The sequence below is a fragment of the Palleronia sp. LCG004 genome, from assembly GCF_032931615.1.
Lineage (GTDB): Bacteria > Pseudomonadota > Alphaproteobacteria > Rhodobacterales > Rhodobacteraceae > Palleronia.
In genome coordinates this window covers 1770865-1792909 of record NZ_CP136759.1, presented here as the reverse complement: position 1 = coordinate 1792909, position 22045 = coordinate 1770865, and the positions used below count along the sequence as shown (strand labels likewise).

Here is a 22045-nt window from a genome sequence, read left to right as displayed (position 1 = left end):
CAAGTTCATAACCTTCAAGACGATCATGAGCCGAACGTCATCATGCATATCGAGTTCCGCCATCTGCGCACGATCAAGGCCATCCACGAAGAGGGCGGACTGGCGCGTGCGGCCCAGCGGCTCAACATAACGCAGAGCGCGTTGTCGCATCAGGTGAAGGGCCTTGAGGATCAGGTCGGCGTCGAACTTTTCGTACGGCGTTCGAAACCCATGAAGCTTTCGGGGGCCGGGATGCGACTCCTCCGTGCGGCCGAGCGGATCCTGCCCGAGCTTGCGGCCCTCGAGGCGGAGTTCCAGGGGCTGCAGGACGGGAAGGCGGGCAGACTCCACATCGCGATCGAATGCCATGCCTGTTTTGAATGGCTTCTTCCCGTTCTCGAAAGATTTCGCCGAGCCTGGCCTGACGTCGATGTCGACATCCGCCCCGGCCTTGCATTCGGTGCCTTGCCCGCGCTCATGCGCGAAGAGGTGGACCTTGTCGTGTCGTCCGACCCGGACGATCTGCCCGGCATCGATTTCACGCCGCTTTTCGATTACGAGCCGACCTTCGTCGCGGCCGCCCGTCATCCCCTGGCGGAAAAGTCCTTCGTCGTGGCCGAGGATTTCCGCGACCAGACGCTCATCACCTATCCGGTGGACCGCACGCGTCTCGACGTCTTCAACGCGCTTCTGACGCCCGCCGGGGTGGAGCCTGCCGAGATCCGCCAAGTCGAGCTGACGGCCGTGATCCTGATGCTCGTGGCCTCAATGCGCGGCGTCGCCGTCCTGCCGGATTGGGTGCTGCGCGATCGCGGATCGCAAGGAGAATACGTGACGCGGCCGTTGACCGAGACGGGCGTGACCCGGCGCCTTTATGCAGCGACGCGCGCGGGTGAAACCACCACACCGTTCATGGCACATCTCCTCGGGCTGGCACGGACGGAACCGGTCAAACTGCAGGGTCATGCGCGCGGATCGATGCCCGCCTGAGCCGTCAGCCACCGGACGGGCCTTGGCAATCTGTCCCGCCTCACGTATGCGCGGGGCCTCAATCGCGAGCGGAAGGGCAAAGGCCATGTCGGGAAGCGCCAATCTCAACATCATGATCAAGGCCGCACGCAAGGCCGCGCGCGGTCTCGTCAAGGATTTCCGCGAGGTCGAGAACCTGCAGGTATCCTCGAAGGGGGCCGGCGATTTCGTCAGCCGCGCCGACATCGCGGCCGAGAACACCCTTCGGGAAATGCTGCTGGGCGAACGGCCGAATTACGGCTGGCTCGGCGAGGAGACGGACGAGGTCGAGGGAAAGGACCCGACGCGCCGCTGGATCGTCGATCCCCTCGACGGGACGACGAACTACCTTCACGGCCTGCCGCATTGGGCGATTTCCATTGCGCTCGAGCACAAGGGCGAGATCGTGGCAGCGGTCGTCTATGACGCAGCCAAGGACGAGATGTTCTTCGCCGAGAAGGGTGGTGGCGCATTCCTCAATTCCTCGCGGCTGCGGGTGTCCGACCGTCACCGTTTGATCGAGTCGATCTTCGCAACCGGTATCCCCTTCGGCGGACGACCCGAGCTTCCGGCGGTGATTCAGGATCTCGGACGGCTCGTTCCGGCGACAGCGGGTGTCCGGCGGTTCGGTGCAGCAGCGCTCGACCTGGCCTATGTCGCCGCAGGGCGTTTCGACGGCTACTGGGAGCGCGGAATCCATTCGTGGGACGTTGCGGCGGGCATGCTGCTCGTGCGCGAGGCCGGGGGGCTCGTCGAGCCTATCGGAGAGGCCGATGATGTCTTTGGGTCGCGGACCATCATTGCCGCCAATTCCGCGATCTTCGACGGCTTCGCGAAGGTCATCCGCAACACCTGACATTGCGCTATCGGCGACGTCCTACCTTCGGGATCGGCGACCTGCGCGTTCCGTAGCGTGCCTCGGGGTGGGGCGGATGCCCTTGCGTGGCGTTCCAGAACCGCGTCCCGCCACGTCGCCACCAGAGCGGTAGCGTGAGGACGAGACCTCCCAAGAACCCGCCGGCATGCGCCCAATAGGCCACGCCACCCATGTCTGCGGGCATGGCAGCGCCCGAAAGGATCTGGATCGCGAACCAGATCCCGAGGACGATCCAGGCGGGGATGGGGAAGATCCGGAAGAAGATCACGAAGATCACGAGAATGTCGATACGCGCCTTCGGGAAGAGAAGGAGGTAGCCGCCCATCACCCCCGCGATCGCGCCCGAGGCACCGACCATCGGAATCGTCGATCCGGGAGCCGACAATGTCTGTGCGATCGCCGCGACCACACCCGAAAGAAGATAGAACCCCAGGAAAGGCAGCGGCCCCATCTCGTCCTCGAGATTGTCGCCGTAGAGCCAGAGGAACCACATGTTCCCCGCCAGATGCAGCAGGCCGCCATGCAGGAATTGCGATGTCACGTAGCTCAGCGGCGCGGAAATCGCCGGCACGACGGCGTAGCGTTCGAGAAATGCGGCCGCCGTGCCGGGCGTTTCCATCAGGGGCATCGTCGCGAAGAAAACCACGACGTTGACCGCGATAAGCGTGAGAGTGACCCAAGGCAGGCCGCTCGACGGGTTATGATCGCGGATCGGGAACATGGGGGCCGCTTAGCCGCGGACCCCAGACCGGTCAAGCGTGCCGCTCACTCCGCCGCATGGCGATGGGGGTCGTCCTCGTCCACCTGCGCGAGCAGGGCCGCGTTCCCGCCCGACGCCGTCGTGTCGACGCAGAGATGCCGTTCGTGCATCACGTCGGGCACGGTGACTGGCCCGGTCACCAGTCGCAGCAGCGGTCCGTCCCGCTCGGCCAGCTCCGTCGCGAGGCGACGTGCTGTTTCCTCGTCTCCCCACCAGATGGCAGAGCCGAAGATACGCTCGGTCCTGAGGTCGGGAAGCTCGCTCAGCGGGCGAGCGATACCGCCCAACGCCTCGACAGCGGCGACCTGTGCCCGTCGATCGGCATCGCTCGGTCCGAGGCAAAGGATCGCGGGTCGGGGGGCGAGCGACAACCGGTTCGATTCACCCGTGGGTCCCGGCATGTTCCGCACGGTTTCCGGGGCGCGGTCGGGTGTCACCGCCTTCGCGAAGCGCGGAAGATAGAACGGACCGCCCGCCTTTGGACCGGTGCCCGAGAGACCTTCGCCCCCGAAGGGCTGCGACCCCACGATCGCACCGATCTGGTTGCGGTTGACGTAGAGATTGCCGGCCGCGATCCGCTCGGTCACGTGCTGCACGCGGTCGTCGATCCGGGTGTGCAGACCGAAGGTCAGGCCGTAGCCCGTGCCGTTGATCGCGTCGACCACGCGGTCGATCTGAGATGCCTTGAAGGTCGCGACATGGAGGACCGGCCCGAAGACCTCGCGCTCGATCGCTTCGATTCCCGAGACGCGAATGAGGCAGGGAGAGAGGAAATGCCCCTCGTCCGGGGAGGCGATCTGATGGATCAGGCGGCCGTCCTTGCGGGCACGTGAAACGTAATCCGCGATCTGATCGTGCGCGGCCGCGTCGATGAGCGGTCCGCTATCGGCGTGAAGCTTCCACGGATCGTCGAGCCGGAAAGCGTCCATCGCACCCTTCAGCATCTTCAGGAAGTCCTTGGCGATATCCTCCTGGATATAGAGGCAGCGCAAAGCCGAACAGCGCTGGCCGGCGGATTGGAAGGCGGATTGGACGATGTCCCGTACCGCCTGTTCCGGCAGGGCCGTGCTGTCGACGATCATGGCGTTGAGGCCGCCCGTCTCTGCGATCAGGGGCGCGCCCGGCGCGCAATTTTCGGCCATGGCCTGCTTGATGTGCCGTGCGGTCTTCGTCGAGCCGGTGAAGGCCACGCCTGCGATGCGCGCGTCACTCGTCAGCGCGGCTCCGACCTCGCCGCCGCCAGGCAGGAACTGCAAGGCTGTCTTCGGAACGCCCGCACGGTGCATCAGCGTGACGGCGAGATAGGCGATTCCGGGCGTCTGCTCGGCGGGCTTCGCGAGCACTGCGTTTCCGGCAGTGAGACCCGCCGCCACCTGTCCGGTGAATATCGCGAGCGGGAAGTTCCAGGGAGAAATGCAGGTGAACGTCCCGAGCGGTCCTTCCTTCAGATCCGATATGCGCGCCGCATAATACCGCAGGAAGTCGACCGCCTCGCGCAGTTCGGCCAGCGCATCGGCAAGCGTCTTGCCTGCCTCTCTCGCGAGGATCGCGAAAATCTCGCCGAAATTCTCCTCGTAGAGATCGGCTGCCACGTTGAGGACCCGCGCGCGGTCTTCGGAGCTGGCATCCCAGGGCCGGGCGGTATCGATGGCCGAAGCGATGTCCGCCTCGCTGGTGACACGGGTGCGGACGGGCATGTCATCGGGGCGCGCAGGGTTCTGTCGGTCCTGGGCGGGGCCGGGATCGGTCGCCCCGGCAATGAGCGGTTCGACTTCCCAGATATGGTCCGCGAATGGCGCGCGTGCGGCATCGATCTCGGCCAGATGTTCGGCAGCGGCAAGGTCCCACCCCTTTGAATTTCGGCGCTCGGGCATGAAAAGGTCGGTGCCCGGCAGCACCGGCGCATCGTATCCGAGCGCTTCGTACGGATCGGATGCGACCTTTTCGGGTGGTACATCGCGATCAACGATCTGGTTGACGAAGCTGCTGTTCGCGCCGTTCTCGAGCAGGCGGCGAACGAGATAGGCGAGGAGGTCGCGATGTGCACCGACGGGTGCATAGATCCGGCATCGCGTCCCGTGCTTGGTCATGACGATGTCGTGCAGAGCTTCGCCCATGCCGTGCAGGCGCTGGAATTCGTACTCATCGGTGCTTGCACCGACGTCGTTTGCCATGTGCAGCACGGCCGCGACGGTATGCGCGTTGTGCGTTGCAAATTGCGGATAGAGATGCGCACGCCGGGCCAGAAGCTTTCGCGCATTCCCAAGATAGCTCACATCTGTCGCGGTCTTGCGAGTGAATACCGGGAACCGCTCGAGCCCCTCAACCTGAGAGAGCTTCACTTCCGTATCCCAGTAGGCACCCTTGACGAGCCGGACCATGATCTTGCGGTCAAGACTTTCGGCCCGTGCCGCGAGCCAGTCAATGACGGATCCCGCGCGGGGGCCGTAGGCCTGCACGACGACGCCGAAGCCGTTCCAGCCTTCGAGCCGACGGTCGCGCAGCACGCGCTCGATCACCTGCAGCGAAAGTGTCAGACGGTCGGCTTCCTCCGCGTCGATATTGAACCCGATGCCCATGCGCGCGGCCTTGGCCGCGAGGTCGCTGACGATCGGCACGAGTTCCTCGACGATGCGCTCGTGCTGGGCGAGTTCGTAGCGTGGATGAAGCGCGGAGAGCTTGACGGAGATGCCGGGATTCTTCGCGATGCTGTCATGCTTGGCAGCATCGGCGATCTTCTCGATGGCGTCGTCGTAGGCGTCTCGATAGCGCTGCGCGTCGGGAAAAGTGCGCGCGGCCTCGCCCAGCATGTCGTAGGAATAGGTATATCCCTTGGCCTGCTGTTTCTCGGCGCGTTCCATCGCCTTTTCCATGTCCTGGCCAAGGACGAATTGCCGGCCCATCTCGCGCATCGCGCGGCCGGTTGCGTGGCGGATCACCGGCTCGCCCAGGCGCTTGACTGCCCCACGCAGCGCGCGGACCGGGCTTGGCCGCTTTTCGTCGAGCACACGTCCCGTCAGCATCAGCGCCCACGTCGAGGCGTTGACGAGCGACGAGGTGGAATGCCCCATATGCGTACCCCAGTCGCCGGGCGCGATCTTGTCTTCGATAAGCGCATCGATCGTCGGCGCGTCGGGCACGCGCAGAAGCGCCTCGGCGAGGCACATGAGGGCGATGCCCTCGTCGGTCGAAAGGCCGTATTCGGCAAGGAAGACCTCCATCATACCGGGCCGTGCATCGTCCCGGATCGCCCGGACGAGCTCGGTCGCGCGCAGATGGATCGCCTTCCGATCGGCCTCGGAAAGCTCGGCATCGGCGACGAGGCGATCGAGGATCTCGTCAGGATCGGGATAGGGCGAGAGGGGGAGCATCCCGGGGGGCAGGGACATGGCGCTGGGCATGGCAATCTCCTGATCTTTCGGACTACATTAACCGAGATCTCTCGGCCGGACCGACTGCATACCGGGTTTCAGGCGGTCGGATCGTCCGAAATCCCCAGTAAGGACCATGTGAATGACCGGCGAGACGTTCGACAGATTCGACCTGGCAATTCTCGACATCCTCGGAGCCGACGGCCGGATCAGCGTCACCGAACTTGCCGCACGCGTCGGATTATCGAAAAGCCCCGTGCAGACGCGGCTGAAACGGCTCGAACAGAGCGGCGTGATCCTTGGCTACCGTGCCCTAATCGATCCGGTACGACTGCGCCGCGAGCACGTGGCCTTCGTTGAGGTCAAATTAACCGATACGCGCGAATCGGCTCTCGACGCGTTCAATGTGGCCGTCCGGCAGATACCGGAGATCGAGCAATGCCATCTCATCGCGGGGAACTTCGATTATCTGCTGAAGGTCCGTACCGCCGACATGACGCGTTATCGCGAGCTTCTCGCAACGAGGATCTCGGTGTTGCCGCATGTGGCGCAAACGTCAACATACGTGGCGATGCAGGCAATTAAGGACGTCACGCTCGCCAGCGAAAGTGGCTGATCGTCCGTTGGTAGGCCCGGAGGGCAAACTACTCCCCCGACTGTTCAAGGGGTTGCGTTGGCGAACCCTCGACTTCCGGCGGTTGGAAACATTACGGAAAATAGCCCACTGGCGAACCAATATCCGCCCGGGGTCGCAAAGGAAAACCCCGGCGCGGCGGCAACCGCATCCGGGGTCAATAACAAAGCTGACGAGCTTCCCTGCCTTTCTACTCGCAACCGCCCCGCTGTGGCAACTGCCGAGTGGGCCAAGGGGATTGCGCTGGGGCTGACGCGGCGGGATCGGATCGCGCTCGCCTTCGCCGCGCTGTCGAGCCTCGACGCGGACGACGCGCAGGCAACGGCCAAGGCGTTGATCGGATCGGCGGGGTCGCCCCTGCCGCCTTTCCTCGCCCCGATGGACGATGCGCGCTTCTGGGCTTCCGTCGCCAACCGGTGGGAACTGAAAGCCTACGCCCTTGCGAGCTTCGAGGCGATGCGACCACGCGATCAAGCCGCCTTCCTTGCCCATGTGCAAGGGAGGGCAGCGGCATGACCGAGCGCACCCTCGACGAGCTTCTTTATCACATGCCGACCGTCCAGCGACACGCGAGCAACGAATGGGTGAGAGGCTTTGCGGCCTCCATTGTGCGCCAGTCGAGACGTCGGAACTGGAATCCGAGCGACAAGCAGATGGGCACCATGCGCCGTCTCGTCGCCGAACTGTTTACCGCAGACAAGGAGGAAGACGAGATCATTCTGGTCGAGTGATTGCCTGTTGCGTCGCTTCCGGGCGGCTGCGGCGTAACAGGCAATGAGGCGATCCATCGGACGAGCATACCCGGCCAGACCGGGGCATATCGGACAAAGGATCGCCCGCCGCCCGTGCTTCTGACCGCTGGGCATATCAGCGGGGAATGATGCTTCGGGGAAATCACCCGACCCGGCAGGAAGCGGCTCCGACTAGCCCCTGCCAGAAACGCGACAACAAACCCACCGGCGGGTGCAGGTCGAAAGAGCGACCGTGACCGATCGGGGACCGTACCCGAGCAAGACTGCAAAGGACGGGGCTGGTGAGAAGCCAGCGGGCAGGCGGCTGGCCCCCGTTGCGAGAGCAGACAGGGCATCGCGTGGATACGAAGCAAGGAGGCGTCGGGACCTGCCCTGTATATCGGGGGCAGGTAGCGGGTGGCAGGAGTATGTCTAACGAAGAGGCAAGAGAATGAACGAGCAGCAGAAACTTACAGCAGAGCGCTTCGACGCGCTGACGAGAGGCCCGGAAAAGCTCTGGGGCCTGACGACAATCGCCAACGCCCTGGGCGTGAGCGTGGACAAGACGCGCCGTCTCGCCAAGCGGGATGACGTGCCGATCTATCACCCGCCAGGTGGCGGATACTTCGCAACACGCACCGAACTGGCGCAATGGATGAGGACGAAAGCATGACTGAGACGAACAACCCCCCGAAGATCCTCGAAATGTCGATGTGCGTTCCGCCGCGACGGCTTACCGGCGATGCCGAACTGCTGGCAACCTTCGGCGTCCTAATGTGGCCTATGCGGATCGATGGGTTGCAACTCGTCAGGAACAAAGGGGAACTGAGGTTGTGGAGCCCGACAAAGGAGTTCCGCTTCCTGAGCGACGCCAAGGCGCTCGTGATCGAAGCGGCGATGAATGCGGTTCGAGACGGCCTTGACGATATGGAGGAACTAGCAGGTTCGGCTCGCTAAGAGCAGGTTTTCTTGACCGTTTAGGTGTGTTCTTGCTTCGTTAAGCTGCTAGGGCTATGTAGAGATACACGTTTGGTGTGTCCGAATGGCATACACGGGAGAATGGCGATGACTGAGCTTGTTCAAGTTAGAACGATCACCGAGCGGCGTGACTCTCGGTCTGGTCGGGTCACTTCTGCGCGCAGTCGTGGGTTCATTAAGGTGTCCAGATTTTCCCTTGTCGATGCCATCGAAGACGCTCAGCTAAACGCGATTGCAGACGAACGTGCTGATGGCCCGTTCGTTCGCGTTTCGCTTGATGACCTATGAGCTAAGCTTTCACGCTAAAGCTCTTAAAGAATGGCGGGCTTTAGATGACACGGTGCGTAAGAACCTGAAGGCACGGCTAAAAGAGCGCCTTGTTGAGCCGAGGGTGTCTTCGGCTAAGTTGAGCGGTTCAAGCGATCGCTATAAGATTAAGCTTAAACGGCCCGGTGTCCGGCTGGTGTACGAAGTATCAGACAAAACTGTAACTGTAACCGTTCTGGCAGTTGGAAAGCGAGAACGGGGAGAAGCATATAGCAGGGCGGCTGGTCGGATAGCGGGTGAGTGACCGGGGGGTGGTCTTCGACTTTCCGAGCCCATGGGGGACCGGCGCGGGGTCCACGGCTCGATATTCGCACGAATTGGGATTTTCGCAGGTCACGATAACCCACGGAAACCAATGACTTGCCACGCCCTGCTATCTGCACGGGGCGCGGCATGCAGGCCATTATCCCCTCATGTGGCCTTTCACGCGCAAGCAACAGATCGACACCGAGACGAAGGGGCTCGCCGAACCCGGCGATGATCTCTTCGCGATCTTCGGCATCACGCCCACCGCGACCGGCGGGCATGCCGTCACGCCCGACGCGGCCCTGCGCGTCCCGGCCGTCTCTTCGGCGATCCGCGTCATCTCCGAGGCCGTTGCCACCCTCGACGTGAGCGTGAAGCGGATCGAGGCGGACGGGACCGAGACGCCTTTGCCTGATCATCCCGCCCTGCGCTTCCTGACCCTCGACGCAAACGACTGGACCGGCGGTTTCGAGTTGGTCCGGGATCTCGTGATCGACGCCCTGAGCGACGACAAGGGCGGCACCGCTTTCGTGAACCGTACCGGCGACGGGCGCATCATGGAGCTGGTGCGGTATCGTCGCGGCATCATCGACGTGCAGTTCAACACGGTAACCGGCGAGCCCGTCTTCAAGATCGACGCGCGCCCGGTCCAGACCGGCAACGTCGTGCATCTTCGCAGCCCCTTCGGACGTGCGCCGCTGTCGCTGGCCCGCGAGGCAATCGGCACAGCAATGGCCCTCGATCGCCACGCCTCAAAGCTCTTTGGGCGCGGTGCCCGGCCGTCCGGCGCGCTCAAGTTCCCGAAGGGCATGGGGGAAGCCTCGATCAAGGCCGCGCGTGCCGCATGGCGCTCGACGCACGAGGGCCAGGACGCCAACGGACAGACCGCCATCCTCTATGACGGGGCCGAGTTCGAGCCGTTCACCTTCTCCTCGACCGACGCGCAGTTCCTCGAAAACCGCAAGTTCCAGATCCTCGAAATCGCCCGCGCCTTCCGCGTTCCTCCGTCCATGCTCTTCGACCACGACCGCGCGACGTGGAGCAACACCGAGCAGATGGGCCGTGAGTTCCTGAGCTACACGCTTGAGCCGTGGCTTCGCGCGACCGAGGCCGCTCTGCGCCGGGCGCTCTTCACCGAGGACGAGCGGGCCGATCACGTGATCCGGTTCGATCGCGATGACCTGACCCGCGCCGATCTCTCGACCCGATCCACCGTGATCAACAGCCTGATCGCCAGCCAAGTCATCAACCCGAACGAGGGCCGCTCATGGCTGGGCCTCGCGCCCCGTGCAGGCGGCGAGGCTTTCCGCAATCCCAACATCCAGACCAAGGCCGCCGCGCCGGGAGACAGCGATGCAGAATGAAACTGTGACCGTAGGCGGCAAGGATGTCCTCGTCGTCTATGTACCGCACCCGATTGGCGAGAAGGCCAAGGGTGAACTGAAAGCTGAGATTCAGGAGGCTTTCGGCGATGCCCGTGTCCTGATCCTCGACCAGGGCAAATCGCTTGGCACGCTTAAACAGTCTGGCGATTGGGCGGGTGTGATCTGATGCAGCTCGACGATATCCGCAGCTTCACGGCCGACCAGGATCGCGGCGCATGGTTCGACCTCGCCGATCCGATCGAGGGCAAGCCGACCGGCATCCGCCTCAAGGTCGCCGGTCCCGACAGCGAGACACAGGCACGCGCCCGCCTCAAGCTGGCCGACGACCTCGCCGAGATGGCAGACCACGAGGGCCGCGTCCCGGCCGAGCAACGCGAGCGTGCCCGCCGTGACAGCCTCGCCGCCTGCGTTCTCGCGTGGGAATGCCAGGAAGATGGCGAGCCCGTCGCCTTCTCGCATGGCAACGTCCTGCGGCTGATCAAGGCAGCGACTTGGGTGGAAGCGCAGATCGACGCCTTCGCCTCCGACCGCGCCGCGCACCGGAGGGCCGTCTGATGGAGCGCGTCTATGTCGAGACGAAGATCCACGCCGATGCCGATGGATCGATCGACGGCATCGCTTGGCCGTTCAACGCGGGCGACCGGATCGGCGACTGGATCACGAAGGGCGCGTTTTCCAATGCCGCCCTGCCGCTTCCCATGCTCTTCGGGCACGACCAGAACGATCCGATCGGTACATGGGACAGCGCAGACGAGGCCGAGGACGGCCTGCGGCTGAAGGGGCGGCTTCTCGTGGAAGAGGTGCCCCGTGCCCGCGAGGTACGTGCGCTGGTCCGCTCCGGGGCCGTGCGGGGCATCTCCATCGGCTTCCTGACGAAGAAGGCGGCCCCCCCGGAAGGGCGGCGGCCGGACGATCTCCGAGCTTGAGCTTCTCGAAGCCAGCCTCGTGACCATTCCCATGCATCCCGGTGCCCGCGTGGCATCGGCCAAGTCTGCGGTGCGCGCGCTCGCGCTCGCCGAACAACTCCAACGCGCCGCGGCGCAGATCTCCAAGAGGTAACACATGAAGATCACGAAACCCTCCGAGCTGCGCGGCAGCACGGCCATCACCCGCAAGGAAGCCGAAGACGCCGACCCCACGGATATCGTCACGAAGGGCCTCGCCGACCTGCAGAAGAGCGTCGAAGAGCGCATCGGTGAAGTCGAGAAGAAGGCCGACACGTCGAAGCTCGCCGACCGCCTCGACAAGCTCGAAGCCAAGGCCAACCGCGCCACGGGCGAGCGTGAGGCCGTCGAGCCGAGCGAGGAGCGCAAATCCTTCGCGATCTACCTCCGCAAGGGCAGCGGCGCACCCGATGCCGAACTGAAGGCGCTGAACGAGGCGAACGATGGTGAAGGCGGCTTCCTCGCCCCCGAGGAGATCTCTTCGGAGATGATCCGCGATCTCGTCGAATACTCGCCCGTGCGATCCATCGCGAGCGTCCGCAGCATCGCCTCGAAGTCGATTAAGTATCCCAAGCGCACCGGCATGACGAACGCACAATGGATCGACGAGCTGGAAACCGAGCCGGAATCGACCATTCCCTTCGGCCAGATCGAGGTGACGCCGCACAAGCTCGCGACCTTCGTCGATATCTCGAACGAGCTTCTGGCCGACAGCGCCGGGACCGCCGAATCCGAGGTGCGGATGGCGCTGGCCGAGGACTTCGGGAAGAAGGAAGGCGCGGCGTTCCTCTACGGCACGGGCGGCAACCAGCCCGAGGGCATCCTGACGAATGCGGATATCCCGACCTTCGAGGGCGCGGGCCTGACCGTCTCCCCGGACGAGCTTGTCACGATGATGTACGAGCTTCCGGCGATGTACCGCAATCGCGCCACCTGGGCGATGAACGGCACCACGCTGGGCGCGATCCGCAACCTCAAGGATGGCGACGGGCGCTATCTCTGGCAGCCGAGCTTCCAGGTCGGGCAGCCCGAGACGATCCTTGGCCGTCCCGTGGTGGAGATGCCCGACATGGACGACGTGGGCACCGGCACGACGCCGATCGTCTTCGGGGACTTCGAGGGATACCGGATCGTCGATCGCCTCGCGATGAGCGTCCTCGTGAACCCGTACCTGCTTGCGACGAAGGACGCGACCCGCATCCACGCCGTGCGCCGGGTGGGCGGCCGGGTGATCCAGCCCGCGCGCTTCCGCAAGTACCTGATGGCGTGATGAGCCAATGCCCTCGAAACCCCCGCGCCTCTGCGCCTGCGGCTACCGCGTCCCGACCGAGACAGCGTGCCCGTGCGAGCGCAAGCGTACAGCCGAGCGAAAGGCCCGGTTCGACCGCACCCGGCCGAGTTCGAGCGCGCGGGGCTATTCGGGGACATGGCAGAAGGCCCGCGCGGCCTTCCTCGCCAAGCATCCATTCTGCCGCCGCTGCGGGGATCTCGCGGCGGTGGTTGATCACATCGAACCGCATCGGGGCGACCGGGATCTCTTCTGGGACCGGGCCAACTGGCAGCCCCTCTGCACCCCCTGCCATTCCGGCGCGAAGCAACGCGACGAGCGCCGCACCCTCAAGAGGTAACTGAAATGCCTATCTTCGCGACCGCCGGAAGCAAGCTCTTCATTGGTCCCGTCACCGACGACAAATCCGAGGACTTCACCCTCGCCGACTTCTCCGGCTCCTGGACGCAGATCAAACACGTCGAGTCGCTCGGTACGCTTGGCGATGAAGCAACCGAGATCTCCTTTACGTCGATTGGATCGAACCGGACCCGCCGCTTCAAAGGCACCCGCAACGCCCCTCCGATGGAGGTGGTGACCGGCATCGATTACTCCGACCCCGGCCAGCAGGCGCTTCTGGCGGCGGAAAAAACGCCCCACGATTATGCCTTTAAGATCGAGTTCAACGATGCATCCCCCGGGGGATCGCCTTCCGAGCGGTACTTCATCGCCAAGGTGGGAAGCGCGTCCGAAGCCCTCGACACGGCGAACAACGTGATGAAGCTCAACGCCTCGCTCTGGGTCAACTCGAACGTGGTCCGCGTCAACGCGAGCTAATCATGAATCCGATTACGGAATATGTCTTGGGGCTTGAGGATCTGCGGGATTATCTCGCCTTCACGCCAGATGTTGGAAGCTACGATGACGCGATCCTCTATCGCCTCCTTGTCGCGGCCAATGAGCATGTCGAACGTCTTCTGGGCTACGGCCTGATAGAGCGGTTTGACGAAGCGTCCAAGGTACCGGGACCGCTTAAGGAGGCCATTCTGCAACTGGCGGCCTGGTGGTACGAGAACCGCGAAGCAGTGTCCGACAAGGCGCATGATCTGCCATTCGGCACGCGCGAGATCATCACCGAATATCGCGAGTGGAGCTTCTGATGGGAAAGGGGCTCGCCAGCTTCCAGAACCGGATGCGGGCCATCCCGAAGGCCGCGCGCGATGCGGTGCAGCCCGCGCTCGCGCAAGGGGGCTATGAGGTGGCCGAAACGATCGAGAGCCTTGCGCCCGAGGATACCGGAGATCTTGTCGGATCGGTCACGGTCACCCTCGGAGGCTTCTCGACGCCGCCCTATTCGCAACCGGGTGGGGCGAACCTCGTGCCCGAGAACCAGGTCGCGGTGACCGTGGGCAATAGCGACGTGCGCTATCCGCATCTCGTCGAGTACGGGACCCGCCATTCCGCCGCGCAGCCGTTCTTCTGGCCCGGCTTTCGCATTGCCGCGCCGAAGGCACAACGCCGCATCAAGCGCGCCATCCTTAAGGCGATCCGGGAGGCTCGATGATTGATCTTGCAGTCCAGATCGCGCTCCGCGCCCGCCTCGTTGCCTCGCCTGACGTGACCGTTGACGTACCGCCCGACGCCATTCTCGACCGCAACGCACGCCCCGCGCCCACGCCCGGAATTGTCATGGGCGAGGCGCAGGTGATAGACGTGAGCGAGATCGACCTCGACCATCGGCGCAGCCGCGTGACGCATACGCTCCACATCTGGCAGCGGTCGCAATCGCGCGAGGGCGTCAAGCGGATCATGGGCGCGATGCGTGCCGCGATCCTGCCCGGCCGCCTCGATCTCGGTCCCGAGCTGCATGCGGTGCAGACGCGGGTGACGCAGATGCGCGCCCTGTCCGATCCCGATGGCGAGACGGCGCACGGCGTGCTGACGGTCGAGATCCTCGTGGAGGAGCTGGCGCCATGAAGGCCGGGAACATGATCCACGTCCTGCATGTCGAGCGGGGGAGCAACAGCGTCAACGCAGCCGGGACGCCCGTCTTCACTTGGAACCGAATCGCGACCCTGCGCGGGGAAGTGGTCGAGCGTTCCACGGAAGAGTTCCTGCGCCGTTCCGGGGAAACGGACGAGACGACCATCGTCTTCCGCACGCGGCTCTATCGGCATCTGCGCCACGACGACCGCATCGCCTTCGATGGTGACGTATTCGATATCGAGGAGATCATCTCGATCGGCCGCCGCACCGGGTTGGAGATCCGATGCGTGGCCTCCGGGGATGCGCCATGAAGGGAACGAAGCCGCACCTTCAAACTGACCCCGCCGCGATTGGCGAGCTTGCCGCACCGGACTGGCTGTCGTCCGATGCCCGCGCCGAATGGTGCCGCGTCATGCCGATCCTGTCCGAGCGCCGCATCCTGACCGACGCCGATCTTGGCGGGCTGGAAAATTACTGCATCGCCATCGGGACCGTACGCGAGATGGAGCGCTACTTGCAGGCGCATGGGCACGTGATTGGCGTGGACGGCGCGATGAAGCGCAATCCTGCCGTGGGCATACAGTCCGACGCGATGACCCGCGCCCGCCTTCTTGCCGCCGAGATGGGCCTGACACCCGTATCCCGGTCCCGCCCCGCCATCCGCGACGAGGAGGACGACGATGATCTCGCCGAGCTGGATTGACGACGGATCGGAGATCCCGGACCCGATGGGCTACGGCGAGCGGGCGGTCAAATGGCTGCGCCGTCTCAAGCATCCGAAGAACCCCGCCTTGGGCCACCCGTTCCAGCTCGACCCGTGGCAGGAACGTATCGTGCGCCGCATATACGGGCCGCGCCACGAGGACGGCACGCGCGTGGTGCGCCGCGTGGTCCTTCTCCTGCCGCGCGGCAATCGCAAGACGAGCCTTGGCGCGGGGCTGACGCTTCTGCATCTGATCGGCCCCGAACGCGAGCCGGGCGGGCTAATCGTATCGGCAGCGGCGGCACATGAGCAGGCCAAGGAACTCTACAACGAGGCCAGCCTGATCGTGCAGCACGACAGGCGATTGCAGAAGCATCTCAGCATCCGCGATTACGTCTCGCGCATCGCGTTCAAGGCGCACGGAGTCCGGTATCAGGCGGTCGCGGCCGAGGGGAAGGTCCTGCACGGCAAGACGCCGAATGTCGTCATCGCCGACGAGTTGCACGCATGGGAAGGCCGGGCCGGGCTGCGCCAATGGGAGGCGCTCGATTCCGCCCTCGTGAAAGTGCCGGGCACGCTGATGATCATCGCCTCGACCTCCGGGCGCGGGCAGGAAAACCTCGCATGGCAACAGGTAAGCTATGCCCTCAAGGTCCAGAAAGGCGAGGTGGACGATCCCGCAACGCTTCCGGTGATCTTCATGGCCGAGCCGGGCGACGACTGGCAGGACGAAGAAGTCTGGCACGCGACCAATCCCGGGCTCAGGCATGGCTATCCCGACCTCGCGGCCTTCCGGGACAAGGCGATGAAGGCCGAGAACTCACCCGCCGATCGCGACAGCTTCATGCAGTTCAACCTCAATCGCTGGCTCGACCAATCGACCTCGCCCTTCGTCGAGATGCACGTCTATGACGACGGCACGAGGGAGGTGGATCTCAAAGAGCTTGATATGGTGCAGGCCCCTTGCTTCATCGGGGTGGACCTGTCGAAGAACGAGGACCTGACGGCGGTCGTCGCGTGCTGGCGAGATGGCGATGACGGATACCAGGTCGCGGCGTTCTTCTTCTGCCCCGAGGACAACCTGCGCGGCCGGGGCGAGCTGCACGGCGTCGATTACGTCACATGGGCCGAGGAAGGCTTCATCATCCCGACGCCCGGCAATACGGTCGATCTGAGGGCCGTTGAGGAGCATATCCGCGAGCTTTGCGCCCGCTTCAACGTGCGCGAGATCGCCTTCGATCCGACCTACGGGCGGCACATGATGGGCAATCTCAACGATGATGGCTTCCCAGTGACCGAGTTCCGGCAGGGATGGGTGACGATGGCCCCTGCGGTGAAGGAGCTGGAGCGCGCCATCCTCGCCCGCACCTTCGTGCATGGCGGGCACCCGGTCCTGCGCTGGAACTTCTCGAACATCCAGCTTCGGATCGACCCGGCGGGGAACCGATCGTTCCACAAGGGCAAGTCGGGCGACAAGATCGACGGGGCCGTTGCCACCGCGATGGCCGTGGCCCGCTGCGCCGCCGACGAGACCGGCCTCGTGACCGAAGCCGACTGGTTCACCGATGATCTCTATACAGCGTGAGGATTACCCATGGATGATGAACGCCTGATCGTCGCGCTGGAGGCCCGTATCCGGGACTTCGAGCGCAACATGGCGAAGGCCGAGCGGCAGGGCACCGGCACCTATCGTAACCTGCAACAGCGTTCGCAAAGCGCCACGCGGTCGATGGAGCGGGACATGGTGCGGTCCACGGGCCGCATCAACCAGGCGCTCGCTTCGACCACGAGCCGCATCGGAGCAATGGGCAAGGCCTTCGCGATCGGGGCCGTGGTGACCGGCGTGGGCGCACTGACGAAGGGGGCATCGCAGGCAATCCGCAGCCTCGCCGACCTCGACGCGCAGGCCCGACGCGCGGGCGTGAGCGTGCAGGCGTTCCAGGAACTGAAATTCGTGGCGGAGACGAACCGGATCGAGGTGGACCAGCTTACGGACGGGCTCAAGGAATTGCAGCTTCGGGCCGACGAGTTCATCGAGACGGGCGGGGGATCGGCCGCCGAGGCGTTCAACCGGCTGGGCTACGGTGCCCGTGACTTGGCGCGCCGCCTCAAAGAACCGCAAGAGCTATTCCTCGACCTGATCGGGCGCATGGAGGATCTCGACCGCGCCGCGCAGATCCGGGTGGCGGATGAGGTCTTCGGCGGCACCGGCGGCGAGCGCTTCGTCGAGCTGCTGTCGCAGGGCGAGAGCGGCATCCGGGGCCTGGTGAGCCGCGCGCACGAGCTGGGCGCGGTGATGGATGACGAGGCCATCGCCAAGGCGGTGGAGCTTGACCGCAAGTTTGCTGAAGTCGGTCAACGGATCTCGTCGCTCACGAAGTCCATCGTCGTGGGGCTCGCCGATGCGGTTGCCAAGGTCGCGGACGCGGCAGGCTCGATCGGCGTCTCGGATGACGTGGAGGATATCGCCTCCGCCTATGAAGGGCTCTTCGCGGCGATCAACGCGGCGACCGGACCTACGGGCGTGAGGCTGATGGATCTGCAGGACGTGGACACGGCCCGCGAGCTGGCCGACCTCCTCGTCGAGATCGACCGCGAGATGACGGCCTTCAAGAACGGCGCGACCGAGGCGGATGCGTTCGAGGAGAAGATCGGCGAAGTCATCGGCGAGGCGCGGGATCTTCTGGGCGGCCTGAGCGACGTGGATGCGGCACAGTTCGGCGGCGTCATCTCGAACATTGACCGGATCGCCACGGCTCTCGCGGCGGCATCGGCCGAGGCGCGGGCGTTCCGCTCCACCCTGCCTACAAGCGGCAGCGGGCGCGGCGGCGATCCCCGCGACAGGGGCGGCAGCTTCGAGGACTGGCAGCAACGCAACTGGCCCGAGGAAGGCGCGACCTCGCCCCGTCCCAAGGGCCGGCCGATCGACATAGACTTCGGGTATAATCCCCCCGAGCCTGCCAGCGGGGGTGGCAGATCGTCCGGCGGCGGCGGTGGGGGCAGCGCTCAAATCTCGGATTATCAGCGCGAGATCGAACGAACGCGCTCCGACATGGCAAGGCTCGAAGGCGAGGCGGTCGAACTCCTGGCCCTCGCGCAATCCGGCCGCGATGTAGGCGATGCGCTGGAATACGCCCGGAAGCGGGCCGAGCTTCTCTACGAAGCGCAGGCATCGGGCAAGGCGATCACGCCATCGCTCACGGCCGAGATTGACGCCCTGGCGCTGTCCTACACGGAAGCGGGAATGCGGGCCGAGAGCGCCGCCGACAAGCTGCGCCTGATCGAGGAAAACGCGCTGCGCGGGGCCGATCGGATGACGGATCTATTCGGGTCTATTCTCGACGGCTCTGCCAGTGCAAAGGATTCCCTGTCCGGGCTTCTGATGGAGATGGCGCGGATGCAGTTCAGCAAGGCCATGCTGGGCTTCGGAGATCCGGGCGGCGTCTTCGGGATAATCGGAGGCGCGCTGACGGGACGGGCAACGGGCGGCCCGGTGCGCGGGGGATCGCCTTATCTCGTCAACGAGCGGACGGCGCGCTCCGAGGTCTTCGTCCCTTCGCAATCCGGTGGCGTGCTGAACGTCCCCCAGGCGCAGGCGGCGCTTCGCGACAGCGCGCGCACTGGCAGCGCAGGAAGCGCTCAGAAGATCGAAGTCGTCGGGGGCAATCTCATGCTGTCCGATCGGGGGGAGATCGTCGCCCAGATCCGCGTGCAGCAGGCGCAGGCCATCCAGCGGAACAACGCCGAACGGGATCGCGCGTTGCCGGGCAAGGTGAACGCCACGCGGGCCAATACGCACCGGAGGGCGCGTTGATGGAAGGCCTGCAACGCCGTCTCTGCGCCGCTTTGCGCGTGCGCCTGGCCGGTGGCACCGCCCGCCTGCCGGAAGGCTCCGCGATCATCTGGAATGCGTTCAGCGCGCTATCCCGCGCCCGATCGTGCGGGGCCAACGGGCCGAACCCGATCGCCTATTCCGAGATCGCCGTATGGTGCCAGCTCACGCGGACGCCGCTTGAGCCGCACCATGTCGAAATCATCACGGCGATGGATGCCGTTTGGATGGAGCGAACCTATCAGCGCGAGGGGCAGGACGGGCAGAAGGTCCTGCCCCGTGGGTCAGGGCAGACGCTTACGCCGGATATGTTTGATCTGGCGATGGGGTAGATCCAATTTACTCAAAGGCCTCTGAGCGAGCGCTGGCACTTTTTCACCAGATCAAAAAACTCATGGTCATCGATCCGTGGCGATTTTTCCCGGCTCGAATTCCAGATATCTTGGGCCATTCGGTAGGCGGTGGCTGCAAGAACTGATTCTTGTTCCACGCGCACTGTGCCATCAATCTGTCGCCTATCAGTCATTTCTCAATATCCTCTCACAATTAACTTGGACGGCTTTAGCGTGACTTCCCTCACTGTTGGGGCGAAGGCAGTGTTCTACCAGCCATTTAGCTCGGTCTTCTCTCCATGGTCAAACGTAATGCCGCTTGGTCCGACGTGAGTTATACGCGCGTCGGGATACAACTCAGTTACGATGCGATGCGCATCTCTGATCTGCTTCTCTGTGGGCATGGATGGGGACGGGGGTCTCGCCATCAAAGAAACGGACTATTCTCGACCTGATCCACTTGCTCGATCACTACTCCTACCCGGCCGCCCGCAGGATCAAAATGCCGAGACTTTACTTTATAGGCAATCGGCAATTTGCCTGCCCGGGTATCATACACGTAGTCACCGACAGAAGGGATAGTTATAGCTGCCTCGATATCAAGATCACGCAATTCTGCGGGATCGTATGCCCCTCCGGGATTCGGTTCATAGAAAACAACGTGAAACGTGCCATATGGATTACTCACAGAATTTCCTCACCATTGAACAAGGTCGGCTGGATTAACGGGCGTATGCTCAATCTCTTCTTGTGGAATTATAAGAACACGATCATCACAAATCTGGACAATGCACCCGCCTTCTTTCCGTGCTGCCCTTATCGCTCTTCTTATCACCGTTTCGGTCGGACGAGTAGTCATCTCAACCTCTTATCTATTTACTAAGCCGGACGCCTGCGCCGCCGCCGTTCGTATCAATGAACTCTATACCGGCCCCTTCAAGGGCGGCGCGCATGGCAGCGATCGCCTGATCGGAAACCTGCCGTCTCTCGCGTTCAAAATCCACAACAGTTGAAAGCCCGAGGCTCGCGGATTTAGCCAGCTTAGGCTGTGTCATCGAGATCATTGCGCGAGCTGCGCGGCATTGAGCTGGGTTCATATCAACATTTCCTGTTGACGGATATCGGGTCCGTCAGTATCAACATTAAGTATTGATACCTCAGCCAGGAGAAACCGGCAATGGACTATCGAAACCTCGCTGCGGGGAATGCAGAAGCTATGCCCGCACTGCTGAAACACGTCAGCGATATGCAATGCCTTGCGACGCGCCTTCATGCCGTCATGGGGATCGTGACACACCTCGACAATGAAGAAGCCTGCCCAGAAGGCAGGGTGTTTCTCTGCAATTATGCGGAGGACTTGGCCGACAAGCTGTCGCTCGGTCTCGACCAGGTAAATCTTCCCCTTGGGAGGGCAAACCAATGAGTGCGGGGAAAGAGCAGACCGCAGCGACTCTCGGATATCAGGTCTGGGGGCTGATCAACGTCGCTCGGCTCGCCCATGAGAACGATCGCGATGGCGCACCGCTTGAACAACGAGGGATAGATATTGTCCTTGAACTAGCTGGGCGCATGGCTGGCGAGCTTGTCGAACAATGCGAACGAATGGAGGAAAAGCAGGAACCGAAGGAGGCCGACACATGACCGATACCCACGATTCTCTTCCCGGCGCGATGGACGAGATCGAACGCGCGCAGAGCATGGTCGAGCTGATTGCTATGACATGTCGTGAGAACCCCGACGACGATTAGAATGCCATCTCAACCGGTTGCGAGTATGCCTTAAATCGGATCGAGGTCGCGCTGATTTCTCTTAGCAGGATTAAGCTCGATCCAGAGATGGTGCAAATCGGACAAATCACACCTCCATTGGGTTTCGTATCCGATGGGGGTTGCGCAATGCGTTCCATTGGATTACATATCCAATGAGCTCGAGGAGGATCAGATGGCTAGTCCAGGTGAACTGCAGAAGAAAGTCGCGGTGACGCTTGGTATCGATGATGTCGAAGCAGCAACGACTTGGCGGGTTTTGCGGGAGGCCGGACTTGTAACAAAGGGCGGTCGCGGCCGCAGTGCTGCTAGGGTGACGCATCGCGATGCTGCGACTTTAATCTATGCCATCTGTGGCTCGACGATGATCAAAGAAGCACCAGCCTTTATTAATCGCGCCACATCTTCCCGTGGATTCAATCATTACCTTACCGATTGGGCACCGGTGGCAAAGTACGATTTCAACCCTGGAGAAGATCCAGAATCTCCAAAATGGGAACTAAGGGGGCTTGATGTTCCAAGCGTGAAACTGCTTCCGTCGGCGCATTCTGCGCTAGATGTATTAGAAGGGTTCTTGCTTTGGGGTGGTGAGGCTCAATTCGCTGATGAAGTCGTAAAGCCTTCAGAAACGAGCGTGAAGCGGCTTTTTGTTTCTTTCGAGTTACCGGATGAAATAACAAGATTTAGGGTTAGCGGCGTGAACGCTGATGACTGGAAGTATTTTGAGGAGCAGTATTATGCCCCTAGCGGTGGATACCATTATGATGGTCGCACGATATCAGAAAGTGAAAAGATCCGATTGGAGGGAGATGGTCATCCTATAAGGACTGGCGACCTAGAAAGTGTTCGCTGGTTTTCTCTTCATACTATCCAAGAAATTGGTCGTTTTCTCGAAGCGAGGCCGAAATGATGGCCGGCC

31 protein-coding genes are annotated in these 22045 nt (G+C 63.2%); 26 read left to right on the top strand and 5 right to left on the bottom strand.

Features of this window, described 5'->3' with window-relative positions; translation table 11 throughout:
* Positions 1–42 precede the first annotated feature (42 nt).
* Both RVY76_RS08735 and RVY76_RS08730 read left to right on the top strand, forming a co-directional pair.
* Positions 43–969 (top strand): LysR family transcriptional regulator, encoded by a 927-nt coding sequence (locus RVY76_RS08735; protein ID WP_317376741.1) that lies wholly within the window; start codon positions 43–45, stop codon positions 967–969.
* 85 nt (positions 970–1054) lie between these two features.
* The gene (locus RVY76_RS08730; RefSeq protein WP_317373491.1) at positions 1055–1843 is read left to right on the top strand and encodes an inositol monophosphatase family protein; all 789 of its coding nucleotides are present in this window, start codon (positions 1055–1057) and stop codon (positions 1841–1843) included.
* Positions 1844–1850: 7 nt separating this feature from the next.
* Here the strand turns inward: RVY76_RS08730 and RVY76_RS08725 are convergent, their stop codons facing one another.
* Positions 1851–2585 carry a rhomboid family intramembrane serine protease gene (locus RVY76_RS08725; protein ID WP_317373490.1) on the bottom strand — a complete coding sequence of 245 codons (735 nt, stop codon included), beginning with the start codon at positions 2583–2585 and terminating at the stop codon, positions 1851–1853.
* Between the two features lie 44 nt (positions 2586–2629).
* Positions 2630–6025 carry a bifunctional proline dehydrogenase/L-glutamate gamma-semialdehyde dehydrogenase PutA gene (putA, locus tag RVY76_RS08720; protein WP_410795987.1) on the bottom strand — a complete coding sequence of 1132 codons (3396 nt, stop codon included), beginning with the start codon at positions 6023–6025 and terminating at the stop codon, positions 2630–2632.
* Positions 6026–6137: 112 nt separating this feature from the next.
* Between putA and RVY76_RS08715 the strand changes: the two genes are divergently transcribed.
* From RVY76_RS08715 to RVY76_RS08615, 21 genes are all read left to right on the top strand, one after another.
* Complete coding sequence (locus RVY76_RS08715) at positions 6138–6611, top strand: Lrp/AsnC family transcriptional regulator (RefSeq protein WP_317373489.1); 474 nt, start codon at positions 6138–6140, stop codon at positions 6609–6611.
* A gap of 228 nt (positions 6612–6839) precedes the next feature.
* Entirely contained in the window at positions 6840–7145 is a 306-nt protein-coding gene (locus tag RVY76_RS08710) for a hypothetical protein (protein ID WP_317373488.1), read from the top strand.
* A complete protein-coding gene (locus RVY76_RS08705; protein ID WP_317373487.1) occupies positions 7142–7360 on the top strand; it encodes a hypothetical protein in 219 nt (72 codons plus the stop codon). The genes RVY76_RS08710 and RVY76_RS08705 overlap by 4 nt, the downstream gene beginning before the upstream one ends.
* Before the next feature lie 451 nt (positions 7361–7811).
* Positions 7812–8033 (top strand): DNA-binding protein, encoded by a 222-nt coding sequence (locus tag RVY76_RS08700; protein ID WP_317373486.1) that lies wholly within the window; start codon positions 7812–7814, stop codon positions 8031–8033.
* On the top strand, positions 8030–8317 hold the full coding sequence (locus tag RVY76_RS08695; RefSeq protein ID WP_317373485.1) for a hypothetical protein: 288 nt from the start codon (positions 8030–8032) through the stop codon (positions 8315–8317). Before RVY76_RS08700 ends, RVY76_RS08695 begins: the two co-directional genes overlap by 4 nt.
* Positions 8318–8588: 271 nt before the next feature.
* Positions 8589–8909, top strand: coding sequence for a type II toxin-antitoxin system RelE/ParE family toxin (locus RVY76_RS08690; protein WP_317373484.1), 321 nt, complete (start codon positions 8589–8591; stop codon positions 8907–8909).
* A 169-nt stretch (positions 8910–9078) separates the two neighbouring features.
* On the top strand, positions 9079–10275 hold the full coding sequence (locus tag RVY76_RS08685; RefSeq protein WP_317373483.1) for a phage portal protein: 1197 nt from the start codon (positions 9079–9081) through the stop codon (positions 10273–10275).
* Complete coding sequence (locus tag RVY76_RS08680) at positions 10265–10462, top strand: hypothetical protein (protein ID WP_317373482.1); 198 nt, start codon at positions 10265–10267, stop codon at positions 10460–10462. The genes RVY76_RS08685 and RVY76_RS08680 overlap by 11 nt, the downstream gene beginning before the upstream one ends.
* Positions 10462–10851, top strand: coding sequence for a hypothetical protein (locus tag RVY76_RS08675; protein ID WP_317373481.1), 390 nt, complete (start codon positions 10462–10464; stop codon positions 10849–10851). Before RVY76_RS08680 ends, RVY76_RS08675 begins: the two co-directional genes overlap by 1 nt.
* Positions 10851–11222, top strand: a complete 372-nt coding sequence (locus RVY76_RS08670) for an HK97 family phage prohead protease (RefSeq protein ID WP_317373480.1) — start codon at positions 10851–10853, stop codon at positions 11220–11222. Before RVY76_RS08675 ends, RVY76_RS08670 begins: the two co-directional genes overlap by 1 nt.
* A 136-nt stretch (positions 11223–11358) precedes the next feature.
* The gene (locus RVY76_RS08665) at positions 11359–12510 is read left to right on the top strand and encodes a phage major capsid protein (protein ID WP_317373479.1); all 1152 of its coding nucleotides are present in this window, start codon (positions 11359–11361) and stop codon (positions 12508–12510) included.
* A 7-nt stretch (positions 12511–12517) separates the two neighbouring features.
* The gene (locus RVY76_RS08660; protein ID WP_317373478.1) at positions 12518–12868 is read left to right on the top strand and encodes an HNH endonuclease signature motif containing protein; all 351 of its coding nucleotides are present in this window, start codon (positions 12518–12520) and stop codon (positions 12866–12868) included.
* 5 nt (positions 12869–12873) lie between these two features.
* Complete coding sequence (locus RVY76_RS08655; RefSeq protein WP_317373477.1) at positions 12874–13344, top strand: hypothetical protein; 471 nt, start codon at positions 12874–12876, stop codon at positions 13342–13344.
* Between the two features lie 2 nt (positions 13345–13346).
* Positions 13347–13667, top strand: coding sequence for a head-tail connector protein (locus tag RVY76_RS08650; protein ID WP_317373476.1), 321 nt, complete (start codon positions 13347–13349; stop codon positions 13665–13667).
* On the top strand, positions 13667–14071 hold the full coding sequence (locus RVY76_RS08645) for an HK97-gp10 family putative phage morphogenesis protein (RefSeq protein WP_317373475.1): 405 nt from the start codon (positions 13667–13669) through the stop codon (positions 14069–14071). Before RVY76_RS08650 ends, RVY76_RS08645 begins: the two co-directional genes overlap by 1 nt.
* Positions 14068–14484 carry a DUF3168 domain-containing protein gene (locus RVY76_RS08640; protein WP_317373474.1) on the top strand — a complete coding sequence of 139 codons (417 nt, stop codon included), beginning with the start codon at positions 14068–14070 and terminating at the stop codon, positions 14482–14484. The genes RVY76_RS08645 and RVY76_RS08640 overlap by 4 nt, the downstream gene beginning before the upstream one ends.
* Positions 14481–14804, top strand: a complete 324-nt coding sequence (locus RVY76_RS08635; protein ID WP_317373473.1) for a phage head closure protein — start codon at positions 14481–14483, stop codon at positions 14802–14804. The genes RVY76_RS08640 and RVY76_RS08635 overlap by 4 nt, the downstream gene beginning before the upstream one ends.
* Positions 14801–15196: a phage terminase small subunit P27 family gene (locus tag RVY76_RS08630; RefSeq protein WP_317373472.1), complete on the top strand. Its 396-nt coding sequence runs from the start codon at positions 14801–14803 to the stop codon at positions 15194–15196. The genes RVY76_RS08635 and RVY76_RS08630 overlap by 4 nt, the downstream gene beginning before the upstream one ends.
* Complete coding sequence (locus RVY76_RS08625) at positions 15174–16781, top strand: terminase large subunit (protein WP_317373471.1); 1608 nt, start codon at positions 15174–15176, stop codon at positions 16779–16781. Before RVY76_RS08630 ends, RVY76_RS08625 begins: the two co-directional genes overlap by 23 nt.
* Positions 16782–16790: 9 nt before the next feature.
* Positions 16791–19010, top strand: coding sequence for a hypothetical protein (locus tag RVY76_RS08620; RefSeq protein ID WP_317373470.1), 2220 nt, complete (start codon positions 16791–16793; stop codon positions 19008–19010).
* Complete coding sequence (locus tag RVY76_RS08615) at positions 19010–19360, top strand: hypothetical protein (RefSeq protein WP_317373469.1); 351 nt, start codon at positions 19010–19012, stop codon at positions 19358–19360. The genes RVY76_RS08620 and RVY76_RS08615 overlap by 1 nt, the downstream gene beginning before the upstream one ends.
* Before the next feature lie 11 nt (positions 19361–19371).
* Here the strand turns inward: RVY76_RS08615 and RVY76_RS08610 are convergent, their stop codons facing one another.
* The 3 genes from RVY76_RS08610 to RVY76_RS08600 form a co-directional block, all read right to left on the bottom strand.
* The gene (locus RVY76_RS08610) at positions 19372–19554 is read right to left on the bottom strand and encodes a hypothetical protein (protein ID WP_317373468.1); all 183 of its coding nucleotides are present in this window, start codon (positions 19552–19554) and stop codon (positions 19372–19374) included.
* 233 nt (positions 19555–19787) lie between these two features.
* On the bottom strand, positions 19788–20048 hold the full coding sequence (locus RVY76_RS08605) for a hypothetical protein (RefSeq protein WP_317373467.1): 261 nt from the start codon (positions 20046–20048) through the stop codon (positions 19788–19790).
* A gap of 184 nt (positions 20049–20232) precedes the next feature.
* Positions 20233–20415: a transcriptional regulator gene (locus RVY76_RS08600; RefSeq protein WP_317373466.1), complete on the bottom strand. Its 183-nt coding sequence runs from the start codon at positions 20413–20415 to the stop codon at positions 20233–20235.
* A 122-nt stretch (positions 20416–20537) separates the two neighbouring features.
* On the opposite strand from RVY76_RS08600, the gene RVY76_RS08595 reads away from it, so the two are divergent.
* The 3 genes from RVY76_RS08595 to RVY76_RS08585 all read left to right on the top strand — a co-directional run bounded on the left by RVY76_RS08595 (position 20538) and on the right by RVY76_RS08585 (position 22036).
* Positions 20538–20783, top strand: a complete 246-nt coding sequence (locus RVY76_RS08595) for a hypothetical protein (RefSeq protein WP_317373465.1) — start codon at positions 20538–20540, stop codon at positions 20781–20783.
* Complete coding sequence (locus RVY76_RS08590; RefSeq protein ID WP_317373464.1) at positions 20780–21001, top strand: hypothetical protein; 222 nt, start codon at positions 20780–20782, stop codon at positions 20999–21001. Before RVY76_RS08595 ends, RVY76_RS08590 begins: the two co-directional genes overlap by 4 nt.
* 300 nt (positions 21002–21301) lie before the next feature.
* Entirely contained in the window at positions 21302–22036 is a 735-nt protein-coding gene (locus tag RVY76_RS08585) for a hypothetical protein (protein ID WP_317373463.1), read from the top strand.
* Positions 22037–22045 lie beyond the last annotated feature (9 nt).

Coding starts and splice junctions, on each gene's coding strand:
- RVY76_RS08675 (WP_317373481.1), top strand. CDS start 10,462: ATGCAGCTCGACGATATCCGCAGCTTCACGGCCGACCAGGATCGCGGC.
- RVY76_RS08635 (WP_317373473.1), top strand. CDS start 14,481: ATGAAGGCCGGGAACATGATCCACGTCCTGCATGTCGAGCGGGGGAGC.
- RVY76_RS08590 (WP_317373464.1), top strand. CDS start 20,780: ATGAGTGCGGGGAAAGAGCAGACCGCAGCGACTCTCGGATATCAGGTC.
- RVY76_RS08650 (WP_317373476.1), top strand. CDS start 13,347: ATGAATCCGATTACGGAATATGTCTTGGGGCTTGAGGATCTGCGGGAT.
- RVY76_RS08595 (WP_317373465.1), top strand. CDS start 20,538: ATGGACTATCGAAACCTCGCTGCGGGGAATGCAGAAGCTATGCCCGCA.
- RVY76_RS08585 (WP_317373463.1), top strand. CDS start 21,302: ATGGCTAGTCCAGGTGAACTGCAGAAGAAAGTCGCGGTGACGCTTGGT.
- RVY76_RS08625 (WP_317373471.1), top strand. CDS start 15,174: ATGATCTCGCCGAGCTGGATTGACGACGGATCGGAGATCCCGGACCCG.
- RVY76_RS08705 (WP_317373487.1), top strand. CDS start 7,142: ATGACCGAGCGCACCCTCGACGAGCTTCTTTATCACATGCCGACCGTC.
- RVY76_RS08630 (WP_317373472.1), top strand. CDS start 14,801: ATGAAGGGAACGAAGCCGCACCTTCAAACTGACCCCGCCGCGATTGGC.
- RVY76_RS08725 (WP_317373490.1), bottom strand. CDS start 2,585: ATGTTCCCGATCCGCGATCATAACCCGTCGAGCGGCCTGCCTTGGGTC.
- RVY76_RS08680 (WP_317373482.1), top strand. CDS start 10,265: ATGCAGAATGAAACTGTGACCGTAGGCGGCAAGGATGTCCTCGTCGTC.
- RVY76_RS08700 (WP_317373486.1), top strand. CDS start 7,812: ATGAACGAGCAGCAGAAACTTACAGCAGAGCGCTTCGACGCGCTGACG.
- RVY76_RS08670 (WP_317373480.1), top strand. CDS start 10,851: ATGGAGCGCGTCTATGTCGAGACGAAGATCCACGCCGATGCCGATGGA.
- RVY76_RS08715 (WP_317373489.1), top strand. CDS start 6,138: ATGACCGGCGAGACGTTCGACAGATTCGACCTGGCAATTCTCGACATC.
- putA (WP_410795987.1), bottom strand. CDS start 6,025: ATGCCCAGCGCCATGTCCCTGCCCCCCGGGATGCTCCCCCTCTCGCCC.
- RVY76_RS08640 (WP_317373474.1), top strand. CDS start 14,068: ATGATTGATCTTGCAGTCCAGATCGCGCTCCGCGCCCGCCTCGTTGCC.
- RVY76_RS08600 (WP_317373466.1), bottom strand. CDS start 20,415: ATGACACAGCCTAAGCTGGCTAAATCCGCGAGCCTCGGGCTTTCAACT.
- RVY76_RS08695 (WP_317373485.1), top strand. CDS start 8,030: ATGACTGAGACGAACAACCCCCCGAAGATCCTCGAAATGTCGATGTGC.
- RVY76_RS08730 (WP_317373491.1), top strand. CDS start 1,055: ATGTCGGGAAGCGCCAATCTCAACATCATGATCAAGGCCGCACGCAAG.
- RVY76_RS08655 (WP_317373477.1), top strand. CDS start 12,874: ATGCCTATCTTCGCGACCGCCGGAAGCAAGCTCTTCATTGGTCCCGTC.
- RVY76_RS08645 (WP_317373475.1), top strand. CDS start 13,667: ATGGGAAAGGGGCTCGCCAGCTTCCAGAACCGGATGCGGGCCATCCCG.
- RVY76_RS08690 (WP_317373484.1), top strand. CDS start 8,589: ATGGCCCGTTCGTTCGCGTTTCGCTTGATGACCTATGAGCTAAGCTTT.
- RVY76_RS08660 (WP_317373478.1), top strand. CDS start 12,518: ATGCCCTCGAAACCCCCGCGCCTCTGCGCCTGCGGCTACCGCGTCCCG.
- RVY76_RS08685 (WP_317373483.1), top strand. CDS start 9,079: ATGTGGCCTTTCACGCGCAAGCAACAGATCGACACCGAGACGAAGGGG.
- RVY76_RS08620 (WP_317373470.1), top strand. CDS start 16,791: ATGGATGATGAACGCCTGATCGTCGCGCTGGAGGCCCGTATCCGGGAC.
- RVY76_RS08610 (WP_317373468.1), bottom strand. CDS start 19,554: ATGACTGATAGGCGACAGATTGATGGCACAGTGCGCGTGGAACAAGAA.
- RVY76_RS08665 (WP_317373479.1), top strand. CDS start 11,359: ATGAAGATCACGAAACCCTCCGAGCTGCGCGGCAGCACGGCCATCACC.
- RVY76_RS08615 (WP_317373469.1), top strand. CDS start 19,010: ATGGAAGGCCTGCAACGCCGTCTCTGCGCCGCTTTGCGCGTGCGCCTG.
- RVY76_RS08735 (WP_317376741.1), top strand. CDS start 43: ATGCATATCGAGTTCCGCCATCTGCGCACGATCAAGGCCATCCACGAA.